Here is a 23,825-nt window from a genome sequence, read left to right on the forward strand (position 1 = left end):
GTTTTAAAGCGACGTAAAACCCCGTCTTCAGGCCTCGGGCTCGTCGATCTCGGGCGGCAGCAGCAGGTTGACGACCACGCCCACCAGCGCCGCCAGCGCCATCCCGCTGGCCTGCAACGGCACCTCGGCGCCGGCCACGGTGATCGTGCCCAGGTCGGCCACCGCGCCGCCCAGGCCCAGGACCAGGATGAGCGCCACCACGATCATGTTGCGCGAGTGGGTGAAGTCGATCTGCGCCTCCGCGAGGGTGCGGATGCCCACGCTCGCGATCATCCCGAAAAGCAGGATCGAGATCCCGCCCAGCACCCCGACGGGCAGCGTCTGCAGCAGCGCCGCCAGCTTGGGGCTGAACCCCAGCAGGATGGCGAAGACGGCGGCGATGCGCAGGATGGCGGGGTCGTAGACCTTGGTCACCGCGAGGACGCCGGTGTTCTCGGAGTAGGTGGTGTTGGCGGGGCCGCCGATCAGGCCGGCGAGCGCGGTGGCCGCGCCGTCGCCGAGGAGGGTGCGGTGCAGCCCTGGCTTCTTGAAGAAGTCCTGGCCCACCACCCGGCCGTTGGTGAGGATGTCGCCGATGTGCTCCATCACCGTCACGAAGGCCACCGGAGCGATGAGGAAGACCGCGCCCAGCTCGAACCGCGCCCAGGTGAAGGCGGGCAGGCCAATCCAGGCGGCCTCGCGCACCGGGGTGAGGTCGACCGCACCGCTGAAAAGGGCGACGACGTACCCCACCGTCACCCCCACCAGGATGGGCAGCATCTTGAACAGCCCGTGGAAGAAGACCGCGGCGACGATGGCGGCCGCCAGGGTGACGATGGCCAGCAGCCAGCCCTTGGTGGCCATGTCGATGGCCACGGGCGCCAGCGTGAGGCCGATGACGACGATGACCGGCCCGGTGACGACCGGGGGGAAGACCCGGCGCACGCGCTCGGAGCCGATGGCCATGACGAGGAGCGCCATCAGCCCGTAGATCAGCCCCGCGGCGGCGATGCCGCCGCCGATGGCGGCGACCGAGAACCCCGCCTTGCCGGCGGCGACCATGGGCGCGATGAAGGCGAAGCTCGAGCCCAGGAAGACGGGCACCCGTCCCCCGGTAATGAGGTGAAAGAGCAGCGTGCCCGCGCCCGCGCTCACCAGCGCCACCGAGGGGTCGAGGCCGGTGAGCAGCGGCACCAGCACGGTAGCTCCGAACATCGCGACGGTGTGCTGCAGACCCAGGATCCATTGGTTCGGTGCGTGTCGTTCCATACCCTTTCCTCCCGGCAGGGATCAAAAAAACACGCCCCAAAGGGCGTTTGGCGGTTCGTGTCTCCGGCCCTGGGGCGATCCCATACCGGGAGTCCAGTCTACCACACCCCGGCGCGGACCAGCGCGTCTGCGAACCAGCCGGGCGCTCCTTCAGGCCAGCGGCGCTCGGCGAAGCCGCGGGCGAAATCGCCGTAGGTTCCGGCCTCGATCGCCGCGCGCGCCCGTTCCATCAGCCGGTGCAGGTAGCGCAGGTTGTGCAGAGAGAGCAGCCGCAGCCCCAGCAGCTCCTCGGTGCGCACCAGGTGGGTCAGGTAGGCGCGCGAATGGTTGCGACAGGTGTAGCAGTCGCAAGCTGCGTCGATGGGGGCGGGGTCGTCCTTGTGGCGGGCCGAGCCCAGGTTGAGCCGCCCCTCGTCCACCAGGGCGTAGCCGAAGCGGCCGGTGCGGGTGGGGTAGACGCAGTCGAACAGGTCCACGCCCAGGGCCACCCCCGCCACCAGGTCTTCGGGATGGCCCACGCCCATCAGGTAGCGGGGGCGGTCCGCCGGCAGCAGGTCGGTGGAGAGGTCGACCACCGGCACCATCGCCTCTTTGGGTTCGCCCACAGCCAGACCGCCGATGGCGTAGCCGGGGAGGTCGAATCGGATCGTCTCCAGGGTGCTCGTGCGCCGCAGGTCGGGCTCGACGCCGCCCTGGGTGATGCCGAAGAGGGCCTGATCGCTGCGCGTCTTGGCCGCGAGCGAGCGCTCGAGCCAGCGCAGGGTGCGCTCGAGCGAACGCTTGAGGTAGGCGCGCTCCGAGGGGAAGGGCGGGCACTCGTCGAAGGCCATGACGATGTCCGCGCCCAGCTGTTCCTGCACGGCGATGCTGCGCTCCGGCGTGAGCAGGATGCGGTCGCCGTTGAGGTGGCTGGAGAAGGCCACCCCCTCCTCGCTGATCACCCGCCGGTGCCCCAGGCTCATCACCTGGAAGCCTCCGGAGTCGGTGAGCCAGGGGCCGTCGTAGCCGGTGAAGCCGTGTAGCCCCCCGAGCCGCGCGACCCGCTCGGGTCCCGGCCGCAGGAGCAGGTGGTAGGTGTTGGCGAGGACGATGCGGCTGCCGATCTCGACGAGCTCGCGGTTCGAAAGCCCCTTGACCGTGGCCTGGGTGCCCACGGGCATGAAGAGCGGTGTGGGCACCTCGCCGTGGGGGGTGGCGAGCCGACCCGTGCGGGCCTTGCCCTGCTGGTGAAGAACGCGGAACTCGAAAGCCATGGCGTACCTGCCCCACTTTAGGGGGCGGGTCCGGGTTGTGCAACCGGCGCTAGGGCCCGCTGCAGCCGACGCGGTCGTTGCGCGGGACGGCCTTGAGGGTGAGCGGCGGGTCGTCCGGTGGCGGCACCCGCACCGTACGCTCAGCCGTTCGCTTCAGCATCCGCAGGCGCAGCTCCACCGAACCGTCGGCGAGCACCGTGAAGGGGGCGTAAGCGGGCGCGGAGGTGCCGGGCTGGACGTACTCCACCAGCAGCCGCCCCGACCCGGGAAGGCCTCCATCGGGCACCGGGGTGTTGCTGCAGGCGGCGTTGGGTGCGAACCCCACCAGGGCAGTGCGGTACTCCATCAGGACCCAGGTGCCGTCGTTGCGCGGGTCGGAGGGGAGCGCCTGCGCGCTCGTCGGGGCGATGCTGGCGAGGTAGTGGCTGCGGGGGAAGGCGTAGTAGGCGTAGAAGCGGTAGCAGCCTTCGGTGGCCGTCGCACCGCAGGCGGCGCCCGCGGTCCTGGGGGGGAGCACCAGCGCCAGGAAGGGGTCGGTGCCCACGGTCCAGCGGGGGCGTGCCGCCAGGGCGTTGCGCGTGGTCGCGCCCCCGTTGATGCGGACGGTCGTTCCCGGCGGGTAGACGTGCCAGGCCAGCTTCACCTTGGCCGCGACGATTTGTTCGGCGATCTGCGCCTCGTGCAGCAGCTCGTTGCGGGCGCTGATGTTTCCAGTGGCGTCGAAGGTGGAGGAGAAGATGCGGACGAAGACGAGGCCCAGAAAGCCGAGGATCGCCAGGGCGATTAGCACCTCGAGCAGGGTGAAGCCCCGGCGTTGGGCGCTCACGGCCCGCCTCCGCCGACCGGCGGCCGGGCGACGTCGAGCACCACCTCGGCCTTGGGTCCGCCGCCGTCGGCCACGATGTGCACGCGCCGTAGCGGTGCGCTCGAGGCCGCGGCGCCCGGGCAGGCGGCGAGGGTCCGGGGGGCCGAGGTGGGCGCGGCCAGGGCGTCCAGGTCCTGCACGGTCACGCTCACGCCCGCGGGCAGCGGTTCGGCGGCGAGGTCGAGGCAGCCGCCGGAGAAGCGTGCGGGATCCGTCCAGGCGTTCACGATGCGCTCGGCCACCTGCTGGGCCAGTGTGGTGTTGTTCAGGGTCTGCTGGTTGCTCCTGCTGATCTTGAAGAGTCCGCCGATCGGCCCCAGCACCGCGGCCAGCAGCACCCCCAGGATGACCATGGCGACCAGGGCCTCGACCAGTGAGAATCCCCTGCGGGTCATGGCGCCCTCCTCACGTTCGAGCGGATGACCTTTCCGGTAATGCCGACCACGCGCACTTCGGCTTCGAACCCGTGCCCCTGGATGGTGACGCGGTGGGGAACGGCGTCGACCTCGCCGTAAGGCGCGGTGTAGGTGATCCGGGCACCGATCGCGGGTTCGGCAAAGGTGAGGCCCGCGGGCAGACGGGCGTCCACCGCGTCGGCGCCCAGGGTCAGCCGGTAGCTGGCGTCGCCGGTGCGCTCCCAGCGCGCCGGCAGGTTGGCGCGCTGGGCGAAGCTGCGGGCGCGCTGCAGCGAGGCGGCCACCGTCGCCGTGGCTTCGCCCACGCGGCTGCGCTGCATCAGGGGGCGCAGCGAAGCGTACCCCAGCGCCAGCACCGCGCCGAGGATGGCCAGCACGATGAGCAGCTCGACGAGCGAAAATCCCCTTCGGTGCATCACGGCCCTTCGACCGGCTTCCAGAAGCCCGAGCCCGAACCGCCCGCGGGGCCGGCGAACTCGGCTGCGCTTCCCCAGGGCAGATCGCCGTCGAAGGTGGGGAAGAAGGGCGGCACCAGCCCGTTGTTGCGCATCCGCGGGTCGTAGGTGAACTTGCGGCCGTAGCCGTTGCGGATCGTCAGATCGGGTTTGAGCTTGCCGAACCGCCCGTACCAGTTCTGGATCAGCCCGCCGGTCAGGTGGAGGTAGCCCTTGGGGGGCCCGCTGTTCCAGCGCTGGTAGTAGACGCTGCGGCTCGCCGACATGAGCACCCCGTCGACGTGCAGGTTGTAGGGGGCGTTGCCCCTGATGACGATCGCGCCGCGGTCGGAGTAGACGCCCAGCACGTTGCGCGCATCGGTGTTGGGGCAGTTGGCCGGCGCCACCGACCCGTCGGCCCGCCGCTCAGGGGCCGAGGTGCAGGGGCGGTCTTCGTAGATGAGGTCGCGGTTGAGGCCGATGTTGCGGCCCACGACGGTGACCTGCATGAAGTCGGCGATCGAGGGTTGGATGCAGTCGTAGCCGCCGTCGTAAGCGGTGACGGTGTAGGGGCAGAGGCCGGGGTGGCTGACGCTCAAACGCGGCCGGTGGGTTTTCCAGGGGCGAAGGTCGCTCGTGGGCTGCGCCACCCCGCCCCCCTGGAGGGTGAACGAAGAGGTGCGGCCCCCGGCGACGTCTCGACCCACGTAGATCACCCCGTTGAAGCCGGTACCCACGCTGTACCAGCCGGAGCCGTCGTTGCGTTCGACGCGGCCGGCCGCGTCGATGCGGAAGGCGTAGGTGAAGCGCCGGATGTCGGGCTCGGTCGTGGGGCCGACCCAGTGCTGCCCCGGCGGACAGGTCCCGGCCTGAGCGCGGACCGTCGCGGCTAGGCCGTCCGCGAACCAGATGGCGACGGTGCGTCCCGGGCCAGGAGCGCCCAGCCGGGCTGCGGCCCGCAACGCGGTCTGGAGCAGCGGCGGTGCCCAGCGTTCGACGCTCGGTCCCTCGGGCGGCGGGGGTGGCGGGGGCGGTGGCGGCGGCGGCGGGGGTGGCGGCGGGCCGGGTGGGCCGGGCGGAGGCGGGGGCGGATCGGCGACGCAGCGGCCGGGTACGGTGCGGGTGCCTACGTTCCGGCGTCCGTGCACCTGGACGAACTGGTACTTCACCCCGGCGACCACGTCGGTGCTCAGGGTGACGGCCTCGACGTTGACGTCTCCGGTGGACGAGGTGGCGTCGTCGTCTTCGATGAAGAGGCCCCCGTTCTTGGCGGCGCGGTACTGGTCGCTGCTCGTCTTCGGGAGCGCGATGTAGTCCCTGTCCCAGGCGAGCCCGCCCTCAAAGGCGGGCTCGGCCCAGGCCGGGGGGATGGGGTCGATGGGGGGCGTGACCTTGACGTGGCTGCGGGCGCCGGCGTCCCAGTAGTAGTACCCCGGCCGCGCGTCCAGGCAGTCGTCCTTGGCGGCGTTCTCGGCCTCGCAGCCGACGCTGGTCACGCTGTCGCCGAACCAGGGCCGCCCGGTGAAGTTGAACTTGTCGTTGGTGTGCACCGGCCCGTCGAAGAGGGTGCCGTCGTAGAAGTAGACGCGCTCCGCCCCGGCTCCGGCCCCGGCACGCTGGTAGTTGGTGAAGAGCATGAAGTGGGAGAAGCTGGGCGGGCGCAGGTCGATGCGCAGCTCGCCGGTGAAGGCCTGTTCGATCTTGTGACGGGCGACGTCGGCGCCCTCCTTGGCGAGGTAGCCGCTGGACACCGTCGGCAGCGCGCGGAAAGTCAGCCGCACCGTCGCGTTGGGCAGGACCTCGGCGCGCCAGGGAACGAAGCCGTAGGCTACGCGGTAGGCGGTGGTGAGGCGGCCGCGGGTCTTCAGGGTGCGCTCGAAGGTCTGCGGGCCCAGCCGCGCGCGCCAGTAGTCCTCGGGCGCGGTGCCGGTGGGGTAGCGGGCGGCGTCGATGTGACCGTCGAGGAAGATGCTGTAGGGGGCCGCGCGGGGGTCGGACCAGTCGAGCCGGTCGGGGTCGGCGGTGCAGATCACGCGGCCGACGGCCGGTTTGTCGGTGGGTACGAAGGCGGGGTCGTCGGGGTCGTTGGTGACCCCGCAGAACTTCTGAAGATAGCTCCGCAGCGAGGCCCAGTCCGTCCCCGAGGGCATCTCGAAGTCGCTGGCGTTTTCGATGAAGTCCGCCACCTCGCGGCCGGTGAGGCTCAGCCGCGTCGTCGCCAGGGCGAGCCCGGACTCGGCGGCGTACTGGGCTTCGAGCGCCGCCTTCTGGTTGGAGGTCACCCGTTTGCCGGAGAGGGAAAGGCTGCTGCTGATGGCCACAATGGCGAGGAAGAGCAATAGCGCGAACAGAAGGGTGACGACCAGGGCAATGCCGAGAGGTTTTTTCATGCTTCCGCCTCCGATTTATACAATTCTAATCCAAACACCGCTGGATCCGGTACACGTCCAACCTGGCTTCGCCTCAATGGCCTTTAGTGTACCGCAAGCTCCGCCGCGGTTTGGGTCACGCGGCGCCTGGCCGCGGACTATACTCTTGAGGGTGGAGCGCTGGATATGGATCATGGCGGGCGGCGCCCTCGGGGCGCTCGGCCGCTACTGGGTCTCGGGCTGGGTGCAGCAGTGGGCCGGCTCGAGCTTCCCCTGGGGTACGGTCGGGGTCAACCTGATCGGCAGCTTCTTGCTGGGGTTCGTGATCCAGGCGAGCCTGATCGGCGGCTGGACCGGGGAGCTGCGTCTCTTCGTCGCCGTGGGTTTCCTGGGGGCGTTCACCACGTTCTCGACCTTTGCCTTCGAAGCCCTGGAGCTGCTGCGGGCAGGGCAGGGGGCGGAGGCGCTGGCCTACGTGGGCCTGAACCTGGTGCTGGGGGTGCTGCTCGTGGCCCTGGGCATGGCCGCGGTGGCCGTGCTTCGCAGCGCGTGAGGAGGGCGGTTATGCAGCTGAACGGTACGGCGGTACTGGCGCGGGTTTTCCTGGGGGAGAGCGACAAGGTGCACGGCCGGCCGGCGTACGCCGCGATCGTCGAGGAGGCGCGCCGCCGGGGGATTCGGGGCGCCACCGTGCTGCGCGGCATCATGGGCTTCGGCGCGGGCAGCCGCATCCACTCGGCGGCGATCCTGCGGCTTTCCGAGGACCTGCCGATCGTCGTGGAGCTCGTCGACGAGGAGGCGCGCATCCGCGGCTTTCTGCCCTGGCTGGGGGAGGTGCTGGGCGGCGGGCTCGTCACCCTCGAGAAGGTCGAGGTCGTGCGCTACACCGCCGAGGGCGGGGCATAGGCCCCGGGCGCCGGTGGTATAAAAATACAAAGTCGAAGGGAGGCAGGAGGATGCGTATCAAGCTGCTGGCGTTCGTGGCGGTGTTGGTGGGCGTTTCGGCGGGGGCCGTTTCGCCCGACGGGTTGGTGCTGTACTGGCTGGGGAAGACGCCGGCGCCCGCGCCGGCGGTCGCGACGGTGGACGAGGGGCTGGACTTCCAGGCCGCCTTCGTGCGGGGGCTGATCCCCATCGCGGGCGACCCGGTGGGGTACAAGGTGGGGCTCACCAGCCGGGCGGTGCAGGAACGGTTCGGGGTGGACCACCCCCTGCGGGGGGTGCTGCTCGAGCGCATGCTGCTCGCGGGCGGCGCGGTGGTGCCCGCCCGCTTCGGCGCGGTGCCCATTGCCGAGGCCGACCTGATGGTGCGGGTTGGTGACGCCGGCGTCAACCAGGCGAAGACGCCCGAGGAGGTGCTGCGCCACCTGGACGCGGTCATCCCCTTCATCGAGCTGCCCGACCTGATGCTGAAGAAGGGCGAGCCCCTGAACGGCGCGACGATCACAGCCATCAACGTGGGCGCGCGGCTGGGGGTGCTGGGCCGCCCCATTCCCGTCGAGGCCACCCCCGAGTTTGCCCGGGCGCTGGCCGAGATGCAGGTCTACGTGAGCGTGGACGACGCGCTGGTGATGAAGGTGCCGGGCAAGGCGATCCTGGGCCACCCGCTCAACGCGGTGATCTGGCTCGCCGGCGACCTGGCGCGCCGCGGCGAGGCGCTGAAGCCCGGCGACCTCGTCAGCCTGGGCAGCCTAGGCAAGCCGCTGCGCCCGCAGCCGGGGCAGACCCTGTGGGTGGGCTACAGCTTCGGCCGCTGGGGCGGCGAGGTGAAGGTCCGCTTCGAGTAGGTGGGCGAATGTGCTTTCGGGCGGGCCGGTCCCGCCCGCTTTCGTATAGATTGCGGGCATGAGGGACGACCTGCCTCCGGGCCAGACGCCGACGCGCCGCTTCCCGCTGTTTACCGTGGATCCGGTCGCGCCCCTCGCGGCCGGGGCGTTCCGGCTGCGGCTCCTGGGCGCCGTGGAACACCGCCTCGAGCTGGGCTGGGAAGAGCTGCGGGCGCTGGGAGAGGAGATGCTGGTGCACGACTTTCACTGCGTCACCGGCTGGACCCGCACGGCCACCCGCTGGCAGGGGGTTCCGCTCGCGCGGGTGCTCGAGCGCGCGCGACCCACAGCGGGCGCGACCCACGCGCTCGCCTGGTCGCGGGGCGGGTACAGCGCCAGTCTGCCGCTCGAAGACCTTACCGCGCCCGTGGTGCTGCTCGCCTGGTCGCTGGACGGCGCACCCCTGCCCCACGAGCACGGCGGCCCGGTGCGGCTGGTGGTGCCCCACCGCTACGGCTGGAAGAGCGTGAAGTGGCTCGCCAAGATCCAGCTCTTCGAGCGCGAGGTCGAAGGCTACTGGGAGATGCGCGGCTACCACCGTCGGGGCGACCCCTGGCGGGGGGAGCGCTACGGATAGGGTCATGCACGTCGTCCTGGTGGGTGGAAGCGGCTTTCTGGGCAGCTACGTTGCCCGGGCGCTGCTCGCGCGCGGCCACCGGGTCACCTCGCTCTCGCGCCGGGGGCGGGGCCCGCTCGCCGGAGTGCGCTACCGGGTAGGCGACGCGGCCTCGGGGCAGGGGCTCGAAGCCATGGGCGCCGCCGACGCCGCGGTCTACCTCGCCGGGATCATCCGCGAGGGGGAGCAGCGCTACCAGGCGGTGCACGTCCGCGGGGTTCAGCAGGTGCTCGGGGCCATGGTCGCGGCAGGGGTGCGGCGGATCGTGCACGTCTCGGCGTTGGGGGCACGGCCGGACGCGCCCAGCCGCTACCACGCGAGCAAGGCGCGGGGCGAGGCGCTGGTGCGGGCAAGCGGCCTCGACTGGACGATCTTCCGCCCCAGCCTCGTCTTCGGTGAGGGCGACGAGTTCTTCGGCAAGATCCTGAAGGGCCTCGTGCGCATGCCGCTTCCCTTTATTCCCATCATCGGCACCGGCGACTACCCGTTCCGGCCCGTCTGGGCCGGCGACGTCGCCCAGGCGATGGCCCAAAGCCTAGAAAAGCCCGTGACGATTGGTGAAGCCTACGACCTGGTGGGGCCGAAGGAATACACCTACAGAGAGCTCATCTTGCTCGTGCGCGACGCGCTCGGGTCGAGAAAGCCGCTCGTTTCGCTTCCCGTCGGCTTTTTCGCGCTCCTTGCCCGGCTGCCCCGGGCGCCGATCACACCCGATCAGCTCTTCATGCTGCTCGAGGGCAACACAGGCGACCCGGCTGAGCTACAGGAGGTTTTTGAGCTCGAGTGGCTGCAGTTGGGGGCAGAGCTGTCGCGTGTGCTCGGTATCCGCTAGTCTACCAGACTATCTATATGTTTAAGTGTGTGAGCATCCATTTACCATTCAAGTATTCAGGCATTTAAGCACCGGCTTTAATGCTTTAATTAGCGGTTGTATGGATTCACAAGAAAGTTTAGTATCATTCATGTATACTTGCTGCAACTTGCTCTTCACGCCATGATTATAGTTGCTCGGATCTTCAATAACTAACACACCCTCTTTGGTTTCCTTGACAAGCGTTATACTATGATCTTCACACAGTTTGCGAAGATAGCTATAACTAAGAAAACGTTCGATGCCTTTGAATCCTTTGCTAACCTTCGGATCAGCGTTCTTATCATCTAACTTAACAATATAAAATCCATTTTTGTTTTTATCACCTAATTTCTCAATAAGTTTTTTTATCTTGTTGTATGTTTTCTCTTTGGTTTCCCAGTCAAGGAGAATACACAGGTTGCCAGGTCTGTAGGCGAAGTGCTTGCTTAACTTATCCAGCACTTTCTCGATATTGGGGGTGCCGCCGGAATGCATTCCCAGATCTTCCGGAGACAAAACCATGTATTGCTCTTTAGGTACCTGAAGGCATCTCAATGCTTGCTGTACGATGAACTTGTCTGATTTTCCTTCTACAAGGACTATTGTGCTAGTGGGATTGGTCAGTATAGGCTCGGTATATATACCGATGCCGGCTTTTCCCATCTCCTTCAATCCTTCTCTTATTCCGTCCTTTCCTTGGAATACTGTAGAGATAGCTTCCGATAACCCCTCTTTTTTTAATGAAATTATGCAGTTAGAATATCCAGCGAATATTTCTGAATGTGTCGTGATAATAAATTGAAAGCGCGGGTTTTCCCGCGCGTTGCGCTGAAAGAATGCAGCGATTTCCGCCTCCAGGGATTTATGTAACGAATTTTCTGGTTCTTCTACGCCCCAAATAATTGCTTGTAGCCAGCCGAATGATCTTCCCGGCTGGCTGCGGTGTAAAGAATAAAGAAGGAGTAGCGCCGTGAAAAGCTGAACTCCTGCGCCTTGCAATTCCGCCCCGATGACATGATTCTGTTCATATAACATTGAGAGCCGTAGTTTTAAGTTTGACACTAACTCTTCTAGGGAAGATGGTAGCTCTGCCGATAGTTCGACGCTTGCTCCAGTTGACCTATTGAGAGCGGTAGAAACCTCTGACCAAAGGTGCCCAATTTGCTTGCGAAGGTCACCAAGGAAATTATCAAGGCTATCTTCGCCCGTTTTCTTTTTTCCACCCTTTCGCAACCTATGTAATGCTTCAGCGATAAAGCTGACGCTATCCGCATCAAAAAGCTTTAGAGGTGAAACATAATGAGGAATATATACATACTTAATTAAGCTTAAGAACCCCCTTATACCCTTTGCCGCTTTGTCATCTTCTATACTCTTACCGTTCAAGTAAATGCTTGGCAAATCTTCTTGGACGTGCCATACCTTTTTGATTGAGAAGGAGCCATTATTACTGACCGCGGGTATATCTATTACAGCCTTGAGCGGTTTGGGGAAATTAAATATATCAGGCAAACTAAATTCAACTTCTACCGATATCTCTTTTTTTTGTTTCCGAGAAACAAATATATTGTAATCACGCTCCCAATCGAGGGATTTTCCAGGCTCTATCTCTTCGTTGAAGAAGAGGTTCAATGCCCGAAGAACATTAGATTTTCCTGCATTATTAAGTCCAGTGATCGAAGTGTATGGACAGAAAGGTTTTACTTCCAGATTTCGAAATGAGCGGAAATTTCGGATGGCCACTCGGGTGATAAGTGCCATAGTAATTATAGTAACCCGCTTCTGGCCAATGGGCTGGTCAAATACCGATTTCAGCACTAGGCCGTTAAAGGGCGGATGTATACGAGGTAGCCCCGGAGCAAGCCCCGTTACGAGTTCGTAGTAAATGGTATCTAGCGCGTGGGCACGCCCGCCACGGGCCCCACCCAGGTGTACCCGTCTGCATCGCGCAATACCGCCGCGCGCGCCGAGCGCCTGCTTGCCGAATTCGAGCCGGAACACCGGCCCCTGGAGGCCGAGCTACCGCGCATCCTCGGCGTCGGTTAGAACGTGGCCCGCGGCGGCGAGCGCGGCGCGGGCCGCCTCCAACCTGTCGACGGGCACGAGCAGGAAGTCGGTGGACCAGGTGGAGAGCACGAAGACCGGCACCCCCGCCTCCGCGAGCGGGGTGGTTAGGGCGGCCAGCACTCCGGTGAGGCCGAAGTCGAGCGGGCCCTCCACCGCCAGCAACCGCCATCCGCCGCGGCAGGTCACGGCCCGAGGCGCGGCCGCCTCGGGTCCCACCCAGGTGTAGCCGTCGGTATCGCGCAGCACCGCCGACAGTGCGCCGGGGCCGGGCGCGAGCGGGTGGGGTGCGGTGCAGACCGCGTAGCGCTCCCCCACCAGCCGGAGCCTCATTCTTCCTCCCGGTAGACCCGCGGCAGCCGCGGGCTGAGCGCCGTGGCCAGCTCGTAGTGGATCGTGTTCAGCGCCCGCGCCCGGCCGGTCAGGCTGGTGCGCTCGTCCAGGTCGGGCGTCGCCACCCAGAAGACCTCGTCCAGCCCCACGGGCTCGGGCAGGCGCACGGTGGTCTGGTCCATGCTCACCCGCCCCGCCACCGGCGCGTAGCCGCCGCGCCAGCGCACCCAGCCGCGGTTCGAAAGCGCCCGGGGAAAGCCGTCGGCGTAGCCGAAGGGCAGCGTGGCGATCCACTCTTCGCCCTGCGAACGGTAGCTGAGGCCGTAGCCCACCCCGTGGCCCGCGGGGAGCCGCTTCACCTGGGTGGGCCGCGCCTTCCAGGCGAGGACGGGCTCGAGCCCCTGCGCCGTCCGCATGTCCGGCGGCAGCCCGTACAGCGCGACCCCCGGCCGCACGAAGTCGAGCTCGGTTCCCAGGCCGGCGAGGATCGCGGCCGAGTTGGCCGCGTGCAGCGGGTAGCGGCGGGGCAGGGCGCGCGCGGTTTCCAGGAAGACCGCGAGCTGCCTTCGGGTCTCGACCTCGTCCTCGTCGGCGACGGCGAAGTGGGTGTAGACGGCCTCCACCTCCAGGCCCAGCTCCTCCACCGCCGCCACGAAACCCGCCAGCTCCCCCGGGGGCACCCCCACCCGGCCCATGCCGCTGTCCACCTTGACCTGCACGCCGCCGCCGGGGCGCGCGGCGGCGTACGCACGCGCGGCCTCCAGGGTGGCCAGCGTGGGGGTCAGCCCCCAGCGGGCGGCGTCCTCGGCGTCGTCCGGATGCAGCGAGCCGAGGAGCAGCACCGGCGCGTCGATCCCCGCCCGGCGCAGCCCGGCCCCCTCGCCGCTGGTGGCCACCGCCAGCCGCTCGGCGCCGCAGCCGAGGAGGGCCCGCGCCACCGCCGCCGCGCCGTGGCCGTAGGCGTTCGCCTTGACCACCGCGATCACCCGCGCGCCCGCAGCGCGCCGGGCGAGCCGCCGGTAGTTGCGCCCCAGCGCCCCCAGGTCGATCTCCAGCCAGGTCGGCCGCATGCCCCAAGCCTACCGGCCCCTCCGCGCGGCCGCAACGCGCATCAGGGACACCTGTCCTGACGCCGCGGGGTACACTCACCTTGCTGCGTCCAAGATCCACTGATTGATCCCTCCCTCCGCAGGCCCGCGAAAGCGGGCCTGCACCCCTTTGCGGGCCTGGGGAGGCGGTAGGCTTTAGGGTATGAAGCTCTATACCCGTACCGGCGACGCCGGCGAAACCGGGCTCTACGGCGGCGAGCGGTTGGGCAAGGACCACCCGCGGGTCCAGGCCTACGGCGAGGTGGACGAGGCCAGCAGCCAGATCGGCTTCGCCCGCAGCCTGCTGCCGCAGGCCCACGAGGAACTGGACGCCCACCTGGCGACGATTCAAAACGCGCTCTTCGACCTGGGGGCCGACCTGGCCACCCGCGCCGGCGGCCCCCACGAGGCCAAGGTGCGGCGGATGCAGGAGGACGACACCGCCCTGCTCGAGGCCTGGACCGACCGCTACACCGAAGAGGGCCCGCCCTTTACCGGCTTCGTGCTGCCCGGAGGGCACCCGGCGGCCGCCGCGCTGCAGGTGGCCCGCGCGGTGGTGCGCCGCGCCGAGCGGCGGGTGGTCGCCCTCGCCCGCGCCGAGGACGTCAACCCCGAGGTGCTGTGCTTCCTCAACCGCCTTTCCGATCTGCTCTTCGCGATGGCGCGTTGGCTCAACGCGCGCGAGGGGGTGAGCGAGCCGCTTTGGCAGCCCCGGCCGTCCTCGCCGAACAGCTGAGCAAGACCTTCCTGGTCGCCGAGAAGGACCCCGGCTTCGCGGGCACGCTGCGGCACTTCGTGCGCCGTCGCTACCGCCGCATCGAGGCCGTGCGCAGGGTAAGCTTCGCCATCGCGCCCGGCGAGGTGGTGGGCTTCCTGGGCCCCAACGGCGCGGGCAAGACGACGACGCTCAAGATGCTGACCGGGCTGATCCAGCCCACGGCCGGCCGCGCGCGGGTGCTGGAGCGCGACCCCTACCGGCGCGAAGCGGCGCTGCTGCGGAACCTGACGTTGGTGATGGGCAACAAGCAGCAGCTCATCTGGGACTTGCCGGTGCTCGATTCCTTGCGCGTCAACGCTGCGGTCTACGAGATCCCCTGGGCCGAGGCCGAGCGCCGCACCGCGGAGCTGGCGGCGATGCTCGAGGTCGAGGAGGTGCTGCGCCAGCCGGTGCGCAAGCTCAGCCTGGGGCAGCGGATGAAGGCCGAGCTGCTGGCTTCGCTCTTGCACCGGCCGCGGGTGCTCTTCCTTGACGAGCCCACCCTGGGCCTCGACGTGAACGCCCAGCTGGCGGTACGCCGCTTCCTGAAGGCCTACCGCGAGCGCTACGGGGCGACGCTGCTCCTCACCAGCCACTACATGGCCGACATCGAGGCACTGGCCGAGCGGGTGATCGTGATCCACGAGGGGCGGCTGCTTTACGACGGGTGGCTCAGGGGGCTGGTCGAGCGCTACGCCCCCTTCAAGGAGGTGCGCCTCGAGCTGACCGCGCCGGTTCCCGCCGGGGCCTTCGAGCGCTACGGTCGGGTGGAGGAGGTGCAGGGCTCCCGCGTGCGCCTCCTGGTGGACAAGGGGGCGCTGACCGGGGTGGTCGCCGACCTGCTGGGCCGCTTCGAGGTGCGCGACCTGACCGTGGACGAGCCGCCGCTGGAAGAGGTGATTGGACGCATCTTTGCGGAGGGGGCGGTATGAGCGAACGCTTCGCCAAGGTGCGCACCCTCCTGGCCGTCTACTTCGCCTACATGCTGGAGTACCGGGCCGAGATCGTCTTCTGGATTCTGGGCGGGCTCGTCCCCTTCTTCTTCATGGCCGCCTGGAGCGAGGCGGCGCGCCAGGGGTACACCGCCTACACCCCGCTCCAGTACGCGCGCTACTTCTTTGCCGTCTTCGTCGCGCGGCAGCTGAGCGTCGTCTGGGCCAACTGGACCTTCAGCGACTGGGTACGCACCGGCAAGCTCTCCTTCCACCTGCTCCAGCCCCTCGACCCCGCCTGGCGGATCTTCGCCGACCACGTCGCCGAGCGAGGGGTGCGCCTGCCCTTGCTGATTCTGATCGGGCTGGTCTTCGCGCTGCTCTTTCCGGGGGCGCTGGTCTGGCCCGGTTGGGCTCCGCTGCTCCTGGGGCTCGCCGCCAGCACGCTGGCCTTCCTGCTCAGCTTTCTGGTGGCCTACGCGGTGGGGTTGCTTTCGTTCTGGTTCGAGGACGCGACCGAGATCTTCGAGCTCTGGTACGTGCTGGTGCTCTTTTTCTCGGGGATGCTGGCGCCGCTTTCGCTCTACCCCGAGGCGGTGCAGCGGGTGCTGCTGTGGACGCCGTTCCCCCACCTCGTCTACCTGCCGGCCTCGTACTGGTCGGGGCTCGACTCCCCCGACCCGCGGGGCTTCGCGGTGCTGGGGGCCTGGACGCTCGTCTTCTTCGCTACCACGCGGCTGCTCTGGTGGCTGGGCCGCCGCCGCTACAGCGCCATGGGGGCCTAGGTGCGTTACCTGAGACTGATCGGCATCTTCTGGGCCGCCTCCGCGGCGGCGCGCATGGAGTACCGCGCCGCCTTCGCGGTCTCCATCGTAGCGGCCTTCGTCGAGACCGGGGGCAAGCTCTTCGGGGTCTACCTCTTCTACGCCAGCGGCTACGACCTGGGCGGCTGGCGCTGGCAGGAAGCGCTGCTGGTGCTGGGGCTCGCGCAGATGGTGGACGCCTTCTTCGTCCTCATCTTCCAGCCCAACCTGCGCCGCATCTCGGAGATGGTGCAGGACGGCACCCTCGACTTCGTGCTCCTCAAGCCGGTGGACAGCCAGTTCTGGATGAGCGTGCAGCAGGTCGGGGTCGTGGGCTTGCCGTACCTGGCGCTGGCCCTGGGGGTCGTGGGCTACGCCGGAGCGGCGTCGGGGCTTTCCCCCGCGGGCTGGCTGGTGCTCGCGGTCGCGGCCGCGGGCGCGTTGCTGCTGGCGTACGCGCTGGCCTTCCTGTTCGCCACGACCTCGATCTGGTTCGTCAAGATCTTCAACGTCGTCTTCTTCCTCAGCTCCATGATCTGGAGCGCCCAGTATCCGGTGCAGGCGTACGCGCGCCCTTTCCGGCTCTTCCTTACCTTCGTGCTGCCCGTCTACTTCATGACCACGGCGCCGGCGGAGCTGGCGCTGGGGCGGGCGGCCGGCGGCGCGTCCTGGGCCATCTTTCTCGTGGCTCTCGGGCTCTTCGCGCTCTCCCGGGCCTTCTGGCGCTTCGCCCTGCGCTTCTACACCTCGGCTTCGAGTTGAGGTCTTAGAATGCGGGCGTGAGCCTCTACGCCCTCGTCACCCTGCTGCTCGCCTACCTGTTCGGATCCGTTCCCGCGGGCGTGCTGATCGCGCGCCTCTACGGGGTGAACATCCGCGAGGTCGGCTCGGGCAACATCGGAGCCACCAACGTGCTGCGGGCGCTGGGGTGGGGTCCGGCACTCGTCGTCTTCGCCTTCGACATGTTCAAGGGGGGGCTGGCGGTGCTGATCGCCCGGGCCCTGGGCGTCGACGGCTGGCTGCTGGGCGGCGTGGCGCTGGCCGCGGTGCTGGGGCAGAACTTCTCCGTCTTCCTGGGTTTCAAGGGCGGCAAGGGTGTGGCCACCAGCTTCGGCACCGTCCTCTTCCTCGATCCCGAGGTCGCCCTCTTCGGGCTGATCGTGGCCCTCGTCGTCATCGCATTGACGCGCTACGTTTCCGCAGGCAGCCTGACGGGCACCTTTGCGGGCCTCGTCTACGCGGCCTTTGCAGGCCGGCCACCCTGGGAGCTGGCGGCGCTGGCCCTGCTGGTCGCCCTCGTCTTCTGGACCCACCGCGAGAACGTGGTGCGGCTGCAGCAGGGCAGGGAGCGCCGGCTGGGGGAGAAGGCCGACAAGAAGCCGAGGTACCCGTGACGCTCGACCTGCTCGTGGTGGCCCCGCACCCCGACGACGCCGAGCTGGGCGCCGGAGGTACGCTGGCCAAGGCGGCCCGGGCCGGCCGCGCAGTGGGCGTGGTCGACCTCACCCGCGGCGAGCTGGGTAGCAAGGGCGACCCCGAGACCCGCGCCCGCGAGGCCGAGGCGGCGGCGCGGGTGCTGGGATTGGCGCTGCGCGAGAACCTGGGCTTTCCCGACGGAGGGCTCACGGACGACGCCGGCATGGCGGCGGTCCTGGCGGAGCGGATCCGCGCTCTGAAGCCGCGGGTGCTGCTGGCGCCCCACCCCGAGGACCGCCACCCCGATCACGTGGGGGCCGCGGCGCTGGTGCACCGGGCGCTGCACCTGGCCGGGCTCGCCCGCGCGGACGTCGAGGGCCGGCCCCACAAGCCCGAACGCCTGCTGCACTATCCGGGTAACGACCCCGTACGCCCGGACCTGCTCGTCGACGTCAGCAGGGTGATCGAGGTCTGGGAAGCGGCGGTGCGGGCCTTCGCCAGCCAGTTCGCCGGGGAGGATGTCAGCGAAACCGTCGGCCCGGCGGGGCTGGAGGCCCGCCGGGCGCTGCGCCGCTACTGGGGCCAGCTCGCGGGGGTGGCCTACGCCGAGCCGTTCGTGAGCCCCCGGCCGTGGCTCGTCGACCTGCCCTAGCGGCACCGTCCGAACACCTACGCCCCCATCGACGCGGGCGGCTTTCCTCGTCGCCCCAGAGAAAGCTGGGGCCCAGGACCGGGTCAAGCGTCGGGACCGGGGCGCCCTACCGGCTGTAGAAACTTGAAGACGCCCGCCCCCTTTGCCCCCTTTGGGGAGGGCTAGGTGGGGTTATGGAGGGCGACTCGCGGCTCGTGGATTGTGGCTCGTAGCCCGTGGATGGCCTGTTGCGGGTAGACCTGCCGTAGGCGTCGCCCGCTGCATGGACCCCGGGTCTCGGCCGGCGGGGCCGGTCTCGCCCGGGGAATCGGGAAAGGGGTAGGTAGCCTGCGGCTCGTAGCTCGCGGTCTGCAGGAACCCGTTTTACGCCGTTCCCACATCCCACATCCCACTTCCCAAAACCCGTTCACCACGCACCACGTACCGCCCGCCGCCTCCCCCTTGGGGGAGGCGGAAGGTACTGGCAGCTCATGGATTCCCAAATCAAGCCCTCACCCCGGCGGCTTGGGGAAGGGCACCCTGGGAGGTGCGCCTAGTCCCCGGGGCTGAAGTGGGCACGACCCTCCAGCTTGGCGTCGGGGATCAGGAAGGTGGCCGCAAGGCCCAGCACCACCAGCCAGGCGGCGTAGAGGTAGACCTGCTTCATCGCTTCGGTGATGGCGAGGTTCAGCGCCTCCGTGACCTGCCGCTTGAGCTGCTCGGCCTGCGTGGCGAGCTCCTCCTTGACCTTGGCGAGCACCATCTCGCGGTAGGCCGCGGGCGGGGGCGGGCCCTGGAGCATCTGCTTCAGCTCGGCCGGCAGCAGCGGGTTCTGCAGCAGCGCGGCCTTGGCCGCCTCGTCGCCGGAGAGGGCCTTTTCCAGCTCGTCGAGGGTCTGCTGCAGCCCCGCTTCGAAGCCGCGTTCCAGAGCGCCGGGGTCGCGCATCGCTCCCAGGTCGACCTTGCCGTCCGTCAGCCCGCTCGGCAGGTTGGCCGTGAGCTGGGTCTGCAGGCTCGCCGCCAGCACCGCGCCCATCAGGGCGATGCCGATCGTCGAGCCGATCTGGCGGAAGAACTGGGTGGCGCTCGAGGCCGTGCCCATGCGCTCGGGCGGCACCGCGTTCTGCACCGCCAGGGTGAAGAGCGGCATCCCCGGACCCAGGCCCAGCCCCATGCTGACCATCAGCGCCAGCACCTGCCACAGCGGGGTGTCGATCTGGATCAGGTAGTGCATGGCGAAGAAGTTGAGCAGCAGCCAGCTCATCCCCCCGATCATCAGCGGCTTGTACCGTCCCCAGCGGCTGGCGATCTGCCCGGAGCCGATTGCGCCGACGATGGCCCCCAGGGTGAGCGGCGTGATGGTGAGGCCGCTCATCGTCGCCGAGATGCCCTTGACCTGGATCAGGTAGAGGGGCAGGAAGAACATCGCGCTCAGGAAGGCGGCGCCGAAGAAGAAGAGGGCCACGCTGGACCAGCGAAAGACGGGGTTGTGGAAGAGGGTGAGGTCGAAGAGCGGCTCCGGGGTGTGCGTTTCCACGTAGACGAAGAGGGCCAGGCCCGCCGCCGCCCAGGCGAAGAGGCCGAGGATGACCGGGCTCGTCCAGGGGTACTCGTGCCCGCCCCAGGAGGTGGCCAGCAGCAGCGGGATCGTCCACAGGGCCAGGGTGAGGGCGCCGCCCAGGTCGAAGCGGTGGGTCGAGGCCGGGCGCAGCACCGGCATGTGCACGGCGATGAAATACACGGCCACGGCGCCCACCGGCACGTTGATGTAGAAGACCCAGTGCCAGGAGAGGTGGTCGGTCAAGAGCCCGCCCAGCCAGGGGCCCACCACGCTGGCGATGGCGAAGACGGCGCCGAACAGCCCCTGGAACTTCCCGCGTTCCCGCGGCGAGAAGAGCAGGCCGATCGTCGTGGTGGCCACCGCGAAGAGCGCCCCGCCGCCGATACCCTGCAGACCGCGGAAGGCGATCAGCTGCTCCATCGTCCCCGAGAGGCCGGAGAGCATGGAGCCCACCAGGAAGATGACGATGGCCCAGAGGAGCAGCATGCGGCTCGAGACCAGGTCGGCCAGGCGGCCGAAGATGGGCACCGCGATGGTCGAGGCGAGCAGGTAGCTGGTGCCCACCCAGGCGTACTTGTCCATTCCGCCCAGGTCCTGCACGATGCGCGGCAGCGCGGTGGCGACGATCGTCTGATCGAGCGCCGCCAGGAAGATGCCGAGAAAGATGCCGATCAGGGTTAGCCGTTGGGTGCGGTTCATGCGTGTTCCTCCAGCATGCGGTCTAAAAGGGCGATCAGCGTCGCCCGTTCCTCGGGGGCCAGGCGGACGAGCCGGTCGCGCAGGCGTTCGACCAGACAGCCGCGCCCCGCCTCCAGCGCCTCCTGCCCCCTGGGGGTGAGGGTGAAGAGGAAGCGCCTGAGGTCTTCCGGGTCGTGCTCCCGGACGATCAGGCCCGCCTTTTCCAGGCGCTTGAGGGCGTGGGTGACGCTGGGCGCGGGCAGGTGCAGCTCGCGGGCGAGCTGCCCCGCGTGGGGCCGCTTCTCCACGAACGCGAGCAGCATCAGCTCCTTGGGGTTGAGGCCATACTCGCCTATGCAGGGCGCCGCTTCCTGCGCCAGGGCGCGCTGCAGCTTCCAGATGCGGGTGAGCAGGGGCCAGGCTTCCACGGGGAAGAGAATAGCACGACGATTGAAATGTTTCAAGTGAAACTATAACGCTTTGAAAGCGTAGGATTGGGTTGAATAAACATGCGAACCCCGCCTATACTGAAGCACGTTGTCTTGGGAGGCGCATCCTGTATGTCCAACCACCTCTTGTCGATCTCCGATCTCGATGCCGATCGGCTGCACGCCTTGCTCAAAACCGCGGAGCAGTTCAAGAACGCGCGTTATCGGGGTAGTGAGCTTCGTGGTAAGACGCTGGCCATGATCTTCGAAAAACCCTCGTTACGGACGCGCACCACCCTCGAGGTCGCGGCCGTGCACCTGGGAGGGCACGCGGTCTACCTCGACGCCCGGCAGGTGGGTCTGGGCGTGCGCGAGCCGGTGCGCGACGTAGCTGAGAACCTGGGCCGTTGGGTCGAGGGGGTCTCGGCGCGCGTGAATAAACATGAAACGGTGGCCGGTCTCGCGGAGTTTGCGGGCGTGCCCGTGATCAACGCGCTTTCCGACGCGCACCACCCGCTGCAGGCGCTTGCCGACCTGATGACCCTCAAGGAGAACTTCGGTAGGCTCGCCGGGGTTCGCCTCGCCTACGTGGGCGACGGCAACAACGTGCTGACCTCACTCCTCGAGGCCGCGGCGCTCGCAGGGCTCGAGGTGGTGGTGAGCACCCCTGAAGGTTACGAGCCCGACGCCGGCCTGCTCGAGCGGGCGCAGGCCCGCTTCGTCCGCGACCCCTACCAGGCGGTGCAGGGGGTCGACGCGGTTTACACCGACGTCTGGACCTCGATGGGTCAGGAGGCCGAGGCCGAGCAGCGGCTGCGTGATTTTGGGGGGTACACCGTCACCCCCGAGCTCATGGAGGCCGCCGGAGCACAGGCCATCTTCCTGCACTGCCTGCCGGCCCACTACGGCGAAGAGGTGGTCGAGGCCGTGGCCCACGGGCCCCGGAGCCGCATCTTCGACCAGGCCGAGAACCGGCTGCATACGGTCAAGGCGGTGCTCGCGCACTACCTGGGAGGCCGCCCTTGGTCCGGGTAGCCATCTTGGGGGCCAGCGGCTACGGGGGCTCGGAGCTGATCCGCATCCTCGGCCGCCACCCCGGGGTCCGGCTCGTGGGCTTCAGCAGCCGCGCCTACGCCGGCCGCCCGCTCTCGGCCGCCTGGCCCCAGATCGACCTGAACACCCCCTTCGTCCAGGTGGAGGAGGCGGTGGCCGAGGCCGAGCTGGTCTTCATGGCGCTCCCCAACGGCATCGCCATGAAGCTGGCCCCGCAGCTGGTGGAGGAGGGCCGGCGGGTCATCGACCTCTCGGGGGACTTCCGGCTGCCGCCCGACGTCTACGAGGCCTGGTACGGCATCCGCCACGCCAGCCCCGACTGGTACCCCCGCGCCCGCTACGGGCTCACCGAGCTGTTCCGCGAGGACCTGCCCGGCGCCGAGCTGGTGGCCAACCCGGGCTGCTACGTGACCGCGGCCAGCCTGGCGCTGGCGCCGCTGGTGGCCGCGGAGCTCGACGGGCGCGTGGTCGTCACCGCCATGAGCGGCGTCTCGGGGGCCGGGCGCGACGCCGGCGGCACGGCGTTCGCCGAGGTGAACGAGAACCTGCGGCCCTACAAGCCCGCGGGCCGGCACCGCCACACCGCAGAGATCGAGTTCAACCTGGCGCGGCTGCGCGCCCAGGGGCGGTCCCTGCGGACCCACGGGCCCGCCGAAGCACGGCCGCTTTCGTTCACGCCCCACCTGGTGCCGATGACCCGCGGCATCCTGGTGACCGCCTACGTTGACCCGCCCCGCGGGGTCGCGCCGGGGGAGCTCGCGGAGCTGTTCGCGACCTTCTACGCCGGAGAGCGCTTCGTCCGCCTGAGCGAGGACCTGCCCCAGACCAAGGGGGTCTACGGAGCCAACACCGTCTGGATCAGCCCCAGGCTCGACGAGCGCACCGGGCAGATCGTCGTCTTCGCGGCCATCGACAACCTGGTCAAGGGGGCTTCGGGTCAGGCGGTGCAGAACATGAACGTCGTGCTCGGCTACGACGAGGGGCTGGGTCTGGAGACCCACGGGCTTTGGCCCTAGGAGGTACGGCATGCGCTTACCCGAAGGATTCACGGCCGGTGCGACGGCCAGCGGCATCAAACCCAGCGGTCGCCCCGACCTTGCGCTGGTGCGGATCGAACCCGAGGCCGCATGGGCCTACGTGGCCACCACCAACCGCGCCGCCGCGCCCTGCGTGGGGCGCGGCCGGCGGCTCTACGCAGACGGAGCCCCGGTCGCGGGCCTGATCGTCAACGCCGGGAACGCCAACTGCGCCACCGGCGAACGGGGTGTCCTTGACGACCGGCGCCTCGCCGAGCTGGCCGCAGAGCGCCTGGGGGTGGAGCCCCGGACGGTGCTCACCGCCTCGACCGGCGTGATCGGCGTGCCCCTTCCCGTCGCCAAGGTCGAGGCCCACATCGGTGCGATCGAGCTCACGCACGACCTGGACGCCTTCGCCGAGGCGATCCTCACCACGGACACCCGCGTCAAGTTGAGCGAGCGGTCGCTGCCCGGCGGGGCGCGGGTGGTGGGGGTGGCCAAGGGCAGCGGGATGATCCACCCCAACATGGCGACGATGCTGGCCTACCTGTTCACCGACGCGGCCGTGGACCCGGATGCGCTGCGTCGCCGCTGGCCGCAGGTGGTGGGGGCCACCTTCAACCAGGTCACCGTCGACGGCGACACCTCGACCAACGACATGGCCGTGCTCTTTGCCAGCGGCCGCGCGGGACCGGTGGCCGACGGGGCCTTCTGGGAGGCGGTTTTCGCCGTGGCCCGGGATCTGGCGCGGCAGATCGCCCGCGACGGCGAGGGGGCCGAGAAGCTGATCACGGTGCGGGTGCGCGGAGCGGCGAGCGAAGCGGAGGCGCGCACCGCGGCGCGCGCGGTGGCGGCGAGCGCGCTCTGGAAGGCCGCCGTGCACGGCAACGACCCCAACTGGGGGCGCATCCTGGTGGCCCTCGGGTATTCGGGGGCCCGCTTCGAGCCCGAGCGGCTGGAGATCCGCCTGCAGGAGACGGTGATCTACGACGGCGGTGCGGTGCCCTACAGCGGCATCGCCCTCTCGCAGGCGATGCAGGCGGAGGAGGTCGTGGTGGACGTCGACTTCCGCGAGGGGGAGGGTGCGGCCGAGGCCTGGGGCTGCGACCTCACCGAGGGTTACGTCAAGATCAACGCCGAGTACACCACCTAGCCGCCGGTAGGGGTGGAAAACCCGTTCCCGTG

General features: G+C 68.5%; 25 protein-coding genes. 14 read left to right on the forward strand and 11 right to left on the reverse strand.

What is annotated here, in order from left to right; genetic code table 11:
- Window positions 1-27: 27 nt before the first annotated feature.
- From HNQ05_RS00445 to HNQ05_RS00470, 6 genes are all read right to left on the reverse strand, one after another.
- The gene (locus HNQ05_RS00445; protein ID WP_147147770.1) at window positions 28-1,248 is read right to left on the reverse strand and encodes a uracil-xanthine permease family protein; all 1,221 of its coding nucleotides are present in this window, start codon (window positions 1,246-1,248) and stop codon (window positions 28-30) included.
- A 98-nt stretch (window positions 1,249-1,346) separates the two neighbouring features.
- Window positions 1,347-2,501, reverse strand: a complete 1,155-nt coding sequence (gene tgt / locus HNQ05_RS00450; protein ID WP_147147768.1) for a tRNA guanosine(34) transglycosylase Tgt — start codon at window positions 2,499-2,501, stop codon at window positions 1,347-1,349.
- A 49-nt stretch (window positions 2,502-2,550) separates the two neighbouring features.
- On the reverse strand, window positions 2,551-3,327 hold the full coding sequence (locus tag HNQ05_RS00455) for a PulJ/GspJ family protein (protein ID WP_147147766.1): 777 nt from the start codon (window positions 3,325-3,327) through the stop codon (window positions 2,551-2,553).
- Window positions 3,324-3,761: a type IV pilus modification PilV family protein gene (locus HNQ05_RS00460; protein ID WP_147147764.1), complete on the reverse strand. Its 438-nt coding sequence runs from the start codon at window positions 3,759-3,761 to the stop codon at window positions 3,324-3,326. The genes HNQ05_RS00455 and HNQ05_RS00460 overlap by 4 nt, the downstream gene beginning before the upstream one ends.
- Window positions 3,758-4,198, reverse strand: a complete 441-nt coding sequence (locus HNQ05_RS00465) for a pilus assembly FimT family protein (RefSeq protein ID WP_147147762.1) — start codon at window positions 4,196-4,198, stop codon at window positions 3,758-3,760. The genes HNQ05_RS00460 and HNQ05_RS00465 overlap by 4 nt, the downstream gene beginning before the upstream one ends.
- A complete protein-coding gene (locus HNQ05_RS00470) occupies window positions 4,198-6,606 on the reverse strand; it encodes a DUF4900 domain-containing protein (RefSeq protein ID WP_183677495.1) in 2,409 nt (802 codons plus the stop codon). Before HNQ05_RS00470 ends, HNQ05_RS00465 begins: the two co-directional genes overlap by 1 nt.
- Before the next feature lie 151 nt (window positions 6,607-6,757).
- Here HNQ05_RS00470 and crcB point away from each other — a divergent pair, with 151 nt between their 5' ends.
- From crcB to HNQ05_RS00495, 5 genes are read left to right on the forward strand one after another with little or no spacing between them, the layout of a single operon-like run.
- A complete protein-coding gene (crcB, locus tag HNQ05_RS00475) occupies window positions 6,758-7,138 on the forward strand; it encodes a fluoride efflux transporter CrcB (protein ID WP_147144988.1) in 381 nt (126 codons plus the stop codon).
- An 11-nt stretch (window positions 7,139-7,149) separates the two neighbouring features.
- Complete coding sequence (locus tag HNQ05_RS00480; RefSeq protein WP_147144990.1) at window positions 7,150-7,491, forward strand: DUF190 domain-containing protein; 342 nt, start codon at window positions 7,150-7,152, stop codon at window positions 7,489-7,491.
- Window positions 7,492-7,541: 50 nt separating this feature from the next.
- Window positions 7,542-8,372, forward strand: a complete 831-nt coding sequence (locus HNQ05_RS00485; RefSeq protein WP_147144991.1) for a 2-keto-4-pentenoate hydratase — start codon at window positions 7,542-7,544, stop codon at window positions 8,370-8,372.
- A 58-nt stretch (window positions 8,373-8,430) separates the two neighbouring features.
- On the forward strand, window positions 8,431-8,988 hold the full coding sequence (locus HNQ05_RS00490; RefSeq protein ID WP_147144993.1) for a molybdopterin-dependent oxidoreductase: 558 nt from the start codon (window positions 8,431-8,433) through the stop codon (window positions 8,986-8,988).
- Between the two features lie 4 nt (window positions 8,989-8,992).
- The gene (locus tag HNQ05_RS00495) at window positions 8,993-9,859 is read left to right on the forward strand and encodes a complex I NDUFA9 subunit family protein (RefSeq protein ID WP_147144995.1); all 867 of its coding nucleotides are present in this window, start codon (window positions 8,993-8,995) and stop codon (window positions 9,857-9,859) included.
- A 48-nt stretch (window positions 9,860-9,907) separates the two neighbouring features.
- Here the strand turns inward: HNQ05_RS00495 and HNQ05_RS00500 are convergent, their stop codons facing one another.
- From HNQ05_RS00500 to alr, 3 genes are read right to left on the reverse strand one after another with little or no spacing between them, the layout of a single operon-like run.
- Window positions 9,908-11,881 carry an ATP-dependent nuclease gene (locus tag HNQ05_RS00500; RefSeq protein WP_147144997.1) on the reverse strand — a complete coding sequence of 658 codons (1,974 nt, stop codon included), beginning with the start codon at window positions 11,879-11,881 and terminating at the stop codon, window positions 9,908-9,910.
- Window positions 11,882-11,899: 18 nt separating this feature from the next.
- Window positions 11,900-12,277 (reverse strand): ACT domain-containing protein, encoded by a 378-nt coding sequence (locus HNQ05_RS00505; protein ID WP_147144999.1) that lies wholly within the window; start codon window positions 12,275-12,277, stop codon window positions 11,900-11,902.
- Window positions 12,274-13,347, reverse strand: coding sequence for an alanine racemase (gene alr, locus HNQ05_RS00510; protein ID WP_147145000.1), 1,074 nt, complete (start codon window positions 13,345-13,347; stop codon window positions 12,274-12,276). The genes HNQ05_RS00505 and alr overlap by 4 nt, the downstream gene beginning before the upstream one ends.
- A 181-nt stretch (window positions 13,348-13,528) precedes the next feature.
- On the opposite strand from alr, the gene HNQ05_RS00515 reads away from it, so the two are divergent.
- Genes HNQ05_RS00515 through bshB1 form a run of 6 tightly spaced genes read left to right on the forward strand, consistent with a single transcriptional unit; the run spans window position 13,529 to window position 17,925 of the window.
- Window positions 13,529-14,101, forward strand: coding sequence for a cob(I)yrinic acid a,c-diamide adenosyltransferase (locus tag HNQ05_RS00515; protein WP_147145002.1), 573 nt, complete (start codon window positions 13,529-13,531; stop codon window positions 14,099-14,101).
- Entirely contained in the window at window positions 14,068-15,054 is a 987-nt protein-coding gene (locus tag HNQ05_RS00520; protein ID WP_147145004.1) for an ABC transporter ATP-binding protein, read from the forward strand. The genes HNQ05_RS00515 and HNQ05_RS00520 overlap by 34 nt, the downstream gene beginning before the upstream one ends.
- Entirely contained in the window at window positions 15,051-15,839 is a 789-nt protein-coding gene (locus HNQ05_RS00525) for an ABC transporter permease (RefSeq protein WP_147145005.1), read from the forward strand. The genes HNQ05_RS00520 and HNQ05_RS00525 overlap by 4 nt, the downstream gene beginning before the upstream one ends.
- Complete coding sequence (locus HNQ05_RS00530) at window positions 15,840-16,619, forward strand: ABC transporter permease (protein WP_147145007.1); 780 nt, start codon at window positions 15,840-15,842, stop codon at window positions 16,617-16,619.
- A gap of 17 nt (window positions 16,620-16,636) precedes the next feature.
- Window positions 16,637-17,251 carry a glycerol-3-phosphate 1-O-acyltransferase PlsY gene (gene plsY, locus HNQ05_RS00535; RefSeq protein WP_147145009.1) on the forward strand — a complete coding sequence of 205 codons (615 nt, stop codon included), beginning with the start codon at window positions 16,637-16,639 and terminating at the stop codon, window positions 17,249-17,251.
- Complete coding sequence (gene bshB1, locus HNQ05_RS00540; RefSeq protein ID WP_147145011.1) at window positions 17,248-17,925, forward strand: bacillithiol biosynthesis deacetylase BshB1; 678 nt, start codon at window positions 17,248-17,250, stop codon at window positions 17,923-17,925. The genes plsY and bshB1 overlap by 4 nt, the downstream gene beginning before the upstream one ends.
- Window positions 17,926-18,457: 532 nt before the next feature.
- Here bshB1 and HNQ05_RS00545 read toward each other — a convergent pair.
- Together HNQ05_RS00545 and HNQ05_RS00550 are read right to left on the reverse strand one after the other, a co-directional pair.
- A complete protein-coding gene (locus HNQ05_RS00545; RefSeq protein WP_147145013.1) occupies window positions 18,458-20,164 on the reverse strand; it encodes an MDR family MFS transporter in 1,707 nt (568 codons plus the stop codon).
- Window positions 20,161-20,571, reverse strand: coding sequence for a MarR family winged helix-turn-helix transcriptional regulator (locus HNQ05_RS00550; RefSeq protein ID WP_147145015.1), 411 nt, complete (start codon window positions 20,569-20,571; stop codon window positions 20,161-20,163). Before HNQ05_RS00550 ends, HNQ05_RS00545 begins: the two co-directional genes overlap by 4 nt.
- A gap of 132 nt (window positions 20,572-20,703) precedes the next feature.
- On the opposite strand from HNQ05_RS00550, the gene argF reads away from it, so the two are divergent.
- Genes argF through argJ form a run of 3 tightly spaced genes read left to right on the forward strand, consistent with a single transcriptional unit; the run spans window position 20,704 to window position 23,793 of the window.
- On the forward strand, window positions 20,704-21,606 hold the full coding sequence (gene argF / locus HNQ05_RS00555; protein WP_147145017.1) for an ornithine carbamoyltransferase: 903 nt from the start codon (window positions 20,704-20,706) through the stop codon (window positions 21,604-21,606).
- Entirely contained in the window at window positions 21,594-22,640 is a 1,047-nt protein-coding gene (gene argC / locus HNQ05_RS00560; RefSeq protein WP_147145019.1) for an N-acetyl-gamma-glutamyl-phosphate reductase, read from the forward strand. Before argF ends, argC begins: the two co-directional genes overlap by 13 nt.
- 10 nt (window positions 22,641-22,650) lie before the next feature.
- The gene (gene argJ / locus HNQ05_RS00565) at window positions 22,651-23,793 is read left to right on the forward strand and encodes a bifunctional glutamate N-acetyltransferase/amino-acid acetyltransferase ArgJ (protein WP_147145022.1); all 1,143 of its coding nucleotides are present in this window, start codon (window positions 22,651-22,653) and stop codon (window positions 23,791-23,793) included.
- Window positions 23,794-23,825: the final 32 nt, after the last annotated feature.

Origin of the sequence: Oceanithermus desulfurans (genome assembly GCF_014201675.1) — a bacterium.
In the GTDB taxonomy this organism is placed as follows: domain Bacteria; phylum Deinococcota; class Deinococci; order Deinococcales; family Marinithermaceae; genus Oceanithermus; species Oceanithermus desulfurans.